General features: G+C 36.6%; 6 protein-coding genes. 1 reads left to right on the plus strand and 5 read right to left on the minus strand.

What is annotated here, in order from left to right:
* The first annotated feature begins 305 nt into the window (after positions 1–305).
* Complete coding sequence (locus tag BLS65_RS16480) at positions 306–1244, plus strand: carboxypeptidase-like regulatory domain-containing protein (RefSeq protein WP_092440914.1); 939 nt, start codon at positions 306–308, stop codon at positions 1242–1244.
* 192 nt (positions 1245–1436) lie between these two features.
* Here BLS65_RS16480 and BLS65_RS16485 read toward each other — a convergent pair whose 3' ends face one another.
* The 5 genes from BLS65_RS16485 to BLS65_RS16505 all read right to left on the minus strand — a co-directional run bounded on the left by BLS65_RS16485 (position 1437) and on the right by BLS65_RS16505 (position 8080).
* Entirely contained in the window at positions 1437–2108 is a 672-nt protein-coding gene (locus BLS65_RS16485) for a hypothetical protein (RefSeq protein ID WP_092440915.1), read from the minus strand.
* A 222-nt stretch (positions 2109–2330) separates the two neighbouring features.
* Positions 2331–3305: a putative phage abortive infection protein gene (locus tag BLS65_RS16490; protein WP_092440916.1), complete on the minus strand. Its 975-nt coding sequence runs from the start codon at positions 3303–3305 to the stop codon at positions 2331–2333.
* Between the two features lie 714 nt (positions 3306–4019).
* Positions 4020–5459: a toll/interleukin-1 receptor domain-containing protein gene (locus tag BLS65_RS16495; protein ID WP_092440917.1), complete on the minus strand. Its 1440-nt coding sequence runs from the start codon at positions 5457–5459 to the stop codon at positions 4020–4022.
* A gap of 743 nt (positions 5460–6202) precedes the next feature.
* The gene (locus tag BLS65_RS16500) at positions 6203–6943 is read right to left on the minus strand and encodes a hypothetical protein (protein WP_092440918.1); all 741 of its coding nucleotides are present in this window, start codon (positions 6941–6943) and stop codon (positions 6203–6205) included.
* Between the two features lie 819 nt (positions 6944–7762).
* The gene (locus BLS65_RS16505; RefSeq protein WP_125869923.1) at positions 7763–8080 is read right to left on the minus strand and encodes a hypothetical protein; all 318 of its coding nucleotides are present in this window, start codon (positions 8078–8080) and stop codon (positions 7763–7765) included.
* Between the last annotated feature and the right edge of the window lie 187 nt (positions 8081–8267).

The raw sequence follows: 8267 nt of genomic DNA on the forward strand, positions 1-8267 counted from the left end.
GGTGAAAATATTTTAATCGGGAAAGCCTTGTGATGATTATTATTACAGGGGTTCCCGATTATTTTATGCTTTTATGTTGCGGATATAAGGTAAAATAATATAGTGATATTTAAAAGTAATTCATAATTTGCATATAGAAAAATAGATTGTAAGTAAATAAACGTAGTGATAAAATAAATAAATCCTCGAATATAGTATAGAAAGTCAATCATGTGGGTGAGAATCGAGGATTATAAGCGGCTAAATCTTGTTTAAGGCATAGGTAATCAGAACTTGTTTAATATCAACCCTTAAATTCAGTCAGTATGACCTCAAACCAAGAAGACAAGCTAAGCATGTACTACGTTGTAAAGAATACATGCGAAAAGTATCAAGCAACGTGGACAACCAATGCTGTATTTGCAGCAACGTATAACCTTTGGGCTGAAAAAATACCTCTAATAGAAGCAAATAGAGACATTCAAGCCCTTGGAATAAGTGGTGTAACTATAAGCAAATCCGAAAAGCGTGAAATAATGATAGTCAACACGCTATTTGTAGAAAAAAGGGTGCAATCGTATGCCAACGTCGAAAATAATTCAGAGTTGCTCGAAAGCATCAAGTATACAGCTTCCGATTTGAAAAAAGCGAGAGACAACGATGTGGTAGCCATGTGCAACATCGTTTACACTAAGGCACGTGCCAACGCTCCTGCCATTGAAACTTACGGTGTTACCGAAGATATATTTGCAAAGCTACAAAATTCCATTGCAGAATATTCAGCTTCGCTACCCCAGCCAAAGGCAGCACGATCGCAAGCTAAAACTGCTACAGAAAACCTCTCCAAGTATTTTAAGGAAGCCGACAACCTTCTGGCAAAGAGGTTAGATTTGGACATCGAGCTCTTTAAAACCACAAAACCTGAATTTTATAGCCAATTCAAAACCGCACGCATTGTAATAGCAACCGGTGGCTTTGCAACTTCTGTTATAGGATGCATAACCAATACCACAACAGGCCAACCGATGAAAGGGGCAACAATAACCTTTGTAGCTACTAATGGTGGAACAACCAAGGCAGCCGCAACCGCACCAACCAAACCCGTTGTGAAGAGGAGCGCCAATAAAGGCAAATTCCGCGCCTCGCTACACGAAAACACCTATCGCGTAACGGTAGAAAAAATAGGGTTTAAGAAGCAGGAGCTTACCATTTCGGTAGCCAGAGGTGAATCGACCGACCTGAATATTGGCCTTGAAAAGGAATAGGGCCTAGAAGCCAAAACCCCGCGATGAGCGGGTTTTTTGGTTTAGGAGGTAGGCGATGGTAAATTGTATGAGTAGTGGCAGGTTTATGCTATCCCTTAACCGGAAGTTATTCGCTACGCTCATGAGCCCTTCGGGGTTCTCGCTGGGCACTGCGGGCCGCTTAAGGTCCTATTTATTGGTGGCTGGCATTTTTCAATCTTTCTGTATTATTGGTTCACCTTTCCTTTTAATGAAAATATTTTTACTTAATGGTTTAGGTTCAGTATTTGGCAAGTATTCAGTCATTGCATTAAGAAAAAGCTCAGCGGAAAAAAAATCTTTATCGCTGGAGGAACAAAAAATAAAACTATTTTGATTTGGAACTATGAAAGTTATATCTGTCGAGTTGCAAAATGAATATATTTTCTCCCAAATACTTTCTACGAGAATATAACTTGACGCGAGTCCACTTTCTGATTGAAGTATTCCTATTTTACAATTTTCGAGACCTTTATCTTCAATTTGTCCTATCCCCAGTTTATCTTTAGAAACTAAAATTTTAAATGCTTCTTTAATAGTTTCATCAACAGACTTAGTTAAATGTTTATTCTGAAGCCATTCGAAATGAGAACCTTTGTCAACTCCAATAATAACTGAAAGCTCTGTTTTCCCAATTTGTTGAAACACTGGTAAAGATGATTCTGGCAAATCAAGTATTTGTCCATCAGCGGTTGTAATTTTCTGAGCTGATGAATGTCCCACTTTTAATATTGGATAAAATAAATTCTCACCTTGAGAATTGTTGGAATCTGTCGATGATTGATGTTCATTAGAAGTTTTTTCAGATTCATTAGTATTTCCAAAAAAATTCTTAAATATATTCATATTAGCTCTATTTAAAAATTAAATAATCACTTTATTATTTGAACGAATCTTGTGTAGGTGACGGTTTCTTATGCTTGCCCATAACGGTCTTCGGTTAAATTTTGGCGGGGATTTCCGCCTTGTTTTACTATCACCCGTTAAGAAAATTAAAGATAGCATAAATTGTCAAAATACTACTAAAACCCCGCTTGAATTTGAACCGATGTTAGCGGCTGCCTTTTTTTATTCATATGCTTTTTCTGGATAAAATTCACGATGTTCATTATCTAATAGTTCAGAAGAAGCAAGATTGTCAAGCATCGAATATTCTATTATCAATGGTTTAAACTTCTCATTACCAAATTCTGAAATGCAATTATAAAATAGTAATAAATGTTCATAAGTTGAAAATTGAGAACGCAAGAGATTTGTATAATATTTAGGATTCTCTGGTTTTTTATCATTTATAAATTTAACTATATTATAAATAGTTCTAAAATAATGACCTAAATCAGAGTGAGTATAATCAAAGAAATTATCCCAAGCAGCTAATGCAAACTCATTTTTGACTTCTTTTGGAATATTAAAATCAGAATTTGGAACATAAACTTGTTTTATATTCTTTAATGAATAATCTGCTATTAACTTAGTATACTCACTTTTCAAATCTTTGTAAAAGAAGTCGAAACAATCTCTACCTAAATAAGTTTTTGATCTATCAGGCTGAGGGAATGCAGGTTCATCTCCAGGTCTTTGGTAAGTGGGGGTATTATTAACTGTGTATGAAATATTACCGATAATATTGTTTAAAAGAGTCATCGAGTTAAAGAAAGTCGATTCAAACTGTTGTAATTTAAGTGTTTTAGATTGATCCACAAATACTTCTCTTGTCAATTCTAACTCTTCCCTTTGTAATTCAAATTCCTTTATTTGTTGCTCCAATGCATTTACCTGTGTTTTTAAAACATCACGATTTATTCTTATATCTTCTCTTTGTTCTGTCAAAGCAACATAGAATAATATTACACCGGCAAAAGCCAATAATGAACCAATTATACCACCAACAAAATCTCCGAATTGACTAAATTTATTTGAATCTATTTGTTGTGAAATATCAAACCTTAAATTTTGCCAAAAGAAAAGAACAATTCCAATGAGAAATAGTCCAATTCCGAACATTATTAAAATTTTACTTGTTTTTTCTGAAAACATTTTCATTGTAAGTGTTTTAAATGTTGTGTGTTAAGGTTGCCACATAACTTGTTTATAAACGGACAAAATGTCCGTTTATCCACCCATTTTGGTATGTATAAACACACCTTTGGTGTGCTATATTTTAGCCCTAAGGTATAAATAATGTTGAAATGGGGTGCCGGGGGAGTAAATATTATGCAAGATTTGTTCTGAAAAATCACTTCGCGGTGATTTGCTTTGTGCAGTTTGCGCGCCCATGTGGATGATGGCATGCAGCATACCCACCCCTGCCCTCCCTGCGAGCAGGGAGGGAGAAGGCGTGCTAGCAACGGTATTTTGGTAGCATAATAGGTAGCAATTAATGGGTTCGTCTAAGGCAATGATATAGGGTTGCTCGCCAGCATACCGGTGGAGCGCATCGGCGGGAACAGACTAACCCTCCCAACCCATCCTCTGCTGATGCCGCCGAACTGGAGACTTACGCCCACGCAAAAGAAAAAGGCTTGCGCCTCCGGTGTAAACCGAAAGTGTAAGCCTATGCTGGTGTGGAAGTATACTGTTCTGATGAGTTAGGCATGGGCAGGTTGCCAGCTTATGCCGATAAATCTCCCTCCGAGAAAGATAAAACCCTTGAAAAACCCATAGAAAGAAACCGTTAACCCGGGAAGTAGTTCAACCGGGACCTCTTGCTGGGCACTTCGTGCCGCTTAAGGTCCTATTTATTATAGCCCGTTTTTCTTATCTTGTCGTTGCAATTTTTTCTATATCAATAATATTATAAATTGGTAATACTCTATCAAATGAACCTGAATAACCCATTCTATCTGGATTCGTATCTTTTTCTTTGATTGAAGTCAATCTATCTTTAAGTTCTTTTGGATTTTTAACATTAAAAAGTATTTTAACTTTTTCAAAATGTCTTAAGGAAATATGTCTGTCTAAAAGTTCAAAACGTCCTCTGGTCCTGTAAACATAAGTCATTGGAAACCACCTAATATTTTCTAATACAGAAACATAATAACAAATTAAGTCGGCATCTATTATGTGATTCTGATTCATATCCTCTGGAACTCTCTTAATAATAAAGTCAGCCATTGGACTAAAAAAACTGGAAGAATATGTTTGATTGTAATACTGGTCAATCAAGTCTACATTGTTATATAATTTCTCAAACCGCTGTGGCTCTTTTTTATATTCGTATTTGTCATTGAAAAAATAACTTGAATAAAGCAATTCTTCAACAAATTTGTAATTCTCATTTTTAAGTCCTATTGCTACTGAATACAAAAAGAGTTCATGAATGATAAACCTAAAATTATCATATTCACTCGGAGACCAACTTCCTCTATCCTCTTGAGGATAAGTCAGAAGAGGAAGTTTCTCAAAGAATCGAATAAGAACCTCAATATCAAATTCTATTTCACTTTTTGTAATTTTGTCAATAAAACTAATGTAGTCGTTGCGTAATGGCGTATAAGAATTTATGTTTTCGCAAATTTCTTTTCCGAAAGTAAAAGCGTCTCTTGCCGAAAAAGTAATTGAATTGCCTTTTAAATCGTTATAAAACTCTTCAAGAAAATCTCGCATTATAGAATTAATCCGTTTAGGATTTTTAACCATTTGATTATCTAAACTCCTGATAATAAAAGTAGTTTTATGTGTCATTGGAGAATCATCAAAGATAAAGCTTGGAGCTTTTCCCAATTTCGGTTTGCTATATGCAGGTCTCTGATATATATTCCTTAACAGATTCTCATAATTTTCTTCGAAATGGTCTTGGTCGGACAAGTCAATATATATTCTTCCATTCAAATAAGTTGGTGTATAAGCATCTCCATTTTCATCTTTTTCATAAACAATTGGGATAAACTTTTCTTGAGAAACATCAGAATATATTTTAGGGCTAATAATCTGTGTTTCCGTTCCAACACCACCTGTTCTTTGTTCTGCTTTTTCAGAATATTTTTTGTCGAGAATTATCAAAACTCTACTAATTTCAGGAGATTTAACCATTGTCTCCATAAAGTTGTATTTATCTTGACCTTCTTTCAATTGCCATTTATCAATAACCACATCAATACCGTCCGAAACAAGACGTTCAGCTAAGTTAATTACCCAGTCTTGTTGAATTGGATTTGTCCAACTATAGGATATAAAGATTTTCGGTGTTTCTGTCATTTTGTGTTTTTTTTAAAATGGGCTATAACTTGTTTATAAACGGACAAAATGTCCGTTTATCCACCCATTTTGGTATGTATAAACACACCTTTGGTGTGCTTTATTTTAGCCCTAAGGTATAAATAATGTTGAAATGGGGTGCCGGGGGAGAAAATATTAAGCAAGATTTGTTCTAAAAAATCGCTTCGCGGTGATTTGCTTTGTGCAGTTTGCGTGCCCAAGTGGATGATGGCATGCAGCATACCCACCCCTGCCCTCCCTGCGCGCAGGGAGGGAGAAGGCGTGCTAGCAACGGTATTCTGGTAGCATAATAGGTAGCAATTAATGTGTTCGGCTAAGGCTCTGATATAGGGTTGCTCGCCAGCATACCGGTGGAGCGCATCGGCGGGAACAGACTAACCCTCCCAACCCATCCCCTGCCGATGCCGCCGAACTGGAGACTTACGCCCACGCAAAAGAAAAAGGCTTGCGCCTCCGGTGTAACCCGAAAGTGTAAGCCTATGCTGGTGTGAAAGTATGCTGTTCTGATGAGTTAGGCACGAGCAGGTTGCCAGCTTATGCCGATAAATCTCCCTCCGAGAAAGATAAAACCCTTAAAAAACCCATAGAAAGAAACCGTTAACCCGGGATGTCGTTCAACCGGGACCTCTCGCTGGGCACTTCGTGCCGCTTAAAGTCCTATTAATTGTGCTCAGTTGTTTTTTATTTATTGTTTTTTGATATTATAATCTATAAGCATTTTTTCACAGTTTAAATCTATATTTATTACCTTCTTGATTGTCCTTGTTTGGAAAAAGATTGAGAAACATTTCGTTCCCAATCACAAAACCATGATTCCAATGTATTACTTCATTATCCAATTTTACAGGAAGTGAACTCCTTTCAACAATTGTACAATCTTTAATATTTACAATGTATAATTCTGATTCATCAAGTACAATAATTGTATCCTCAATATTGCTGTCAAATGGTCTAATAGGTTTATTGTTTTTAATAATGTCATTTAATAGAATCAAATTATTCGAAAGCGGATTATGAAAGTAATACTTCCAATCTGTGCCAATTTCAGAATGGTAAGGGTAAGTCAAAACTATTGCTCCATTAATCGTTGATGGTATAAAATCTATGCTATTTAATCGATTTGAATCATAAAAAGCAACTTCATATTTATCATTTTTCAAGTCATAAAAGATGACTTTACCACCCTTTTCAATTATATCTAAATAGAAAAAGTCTGAATTAATCGTCCATAGATTCTTTTTGAGTTCCCGTGCAACAATCCCATTCCTTAATTTCCATAAAACCCTATCTTTTTTAACATTAATCAATTCTATATGTGAATGATTATCACCTCTTAGATAATTACCTGCATAAATTTCCTTTATCTCATACATTGAATTTGGAGACAAAAAATTTTTAGCGTTAGTAATAAACGCCTCAAGGTTATTGTCATATTCAATTTTATCAATTAACTCAAATTTCATATTCCTTAGACTTAATTACAATTTCGCAGGTTCTATTTTTCTACAATTGAGCACAACTTGTTTATAAACGGACAAAATGTCCGTTTATCCACCCATTTTGGTATGTATAAACACACCTATGGTGAGCTTTATTTTAGCCCTAAGGTATGAATAATGTTGAAATGGGGTGCCGGGGGAGAAAATATTATGCAAGATTTGTTCTAAAAAATCGCTTCGCGGTGATTTGCGTTGTGCAGCTTGCGCGCCCAAGTGGATGATGGCATGTAGCATACCCACCCCTGCCCTCCCTGCGAGCAGGGAGGGAGAAGGCGTGCTAGCAACGGCATTCTGGTAGCATAATAGGTAGCAATTAATGGGTTCGGCTAAGGCGATGATATAGCGTTGCTCGCCAGCATACCGGTGGAGCGCATCGGCGGGAACAGACTAAGCCTCCCAACCCATCCCCCGCCGATGCCCCGGGCTGGAGACTTACGCCCACGCAAAAGAAAAAGGCTTGCCCCTCCGGTGTATACCGAAAGTGTAAGCCTATGCTGGTGTGAAAGTATGCTGTTATGTTGAGTTAGGGACGTGGAGGTGGCAGGTTTATGCCAGTAAATTTCCTTCCGAGAAAGATAAATGCATTGAAACCCCATAGGAAATAAACTGCTGAATACGGGAAGTAGGTTAACCGGGGTTATTCGCAGGGCTCAGGAGCCCTGTAGACTGTAAACCAACAGCCACCTAATACCGAAGATAAAGCGCCATAGAAAAGGAATACAACCATGAGCAAACTCAACCAGACGTTATTGTTTGTGAGCATTACGTGTTGGTTAAATGCCTTTAATTGGCTGTTAGAGTATTACTATTCTCGCTTTCTATCATTTCGTTCACTAAATATATTCGATTCAAGCGGGGCTGTATAAACCAAATACCTATGGGAAATGCAAAAAGTAGAATAGCATCAATTATCCATTCGGAAAGTTTTGCCTTTCTACCGATTTCAAGCGATTTCAGCGATTTTGGAACATTGTAGAAGGTGTAAAAAATCCCGAAACAAACAAGCGGAGTAAGTGTCATTGGAATCCAATTTGGAAAACTCATTCCTTCAACCGTAAGCCTTTCTAAATTAAGTGCAGCATAACCAATCATACTGCACATAGCTGCAAAAATTAAAACACACTTTCGAAACCGATATGGATTTGCTGGTATGTTATTAAGAAATAACCCAACTATCATAATCCCTTATATCCGCAACATAAAAGCATAAAATAATCGGGAACCCCTGTAATAATAATCATCACAAGGCTTTCCCGATTAAAATATTTTCACCTACTTAGGTGAAAAC

Origin of the sequence: Williamwhitmania taraxaci, from assembly GCF_900096565.1 — a bacterium.
Lineage (GTDB): Bacteria > Bacteroidota > Bacteroidia > Bacteroidales > Williamwhitmaniaceae > Williamwhitmania > Williamwhitmania taraxaci.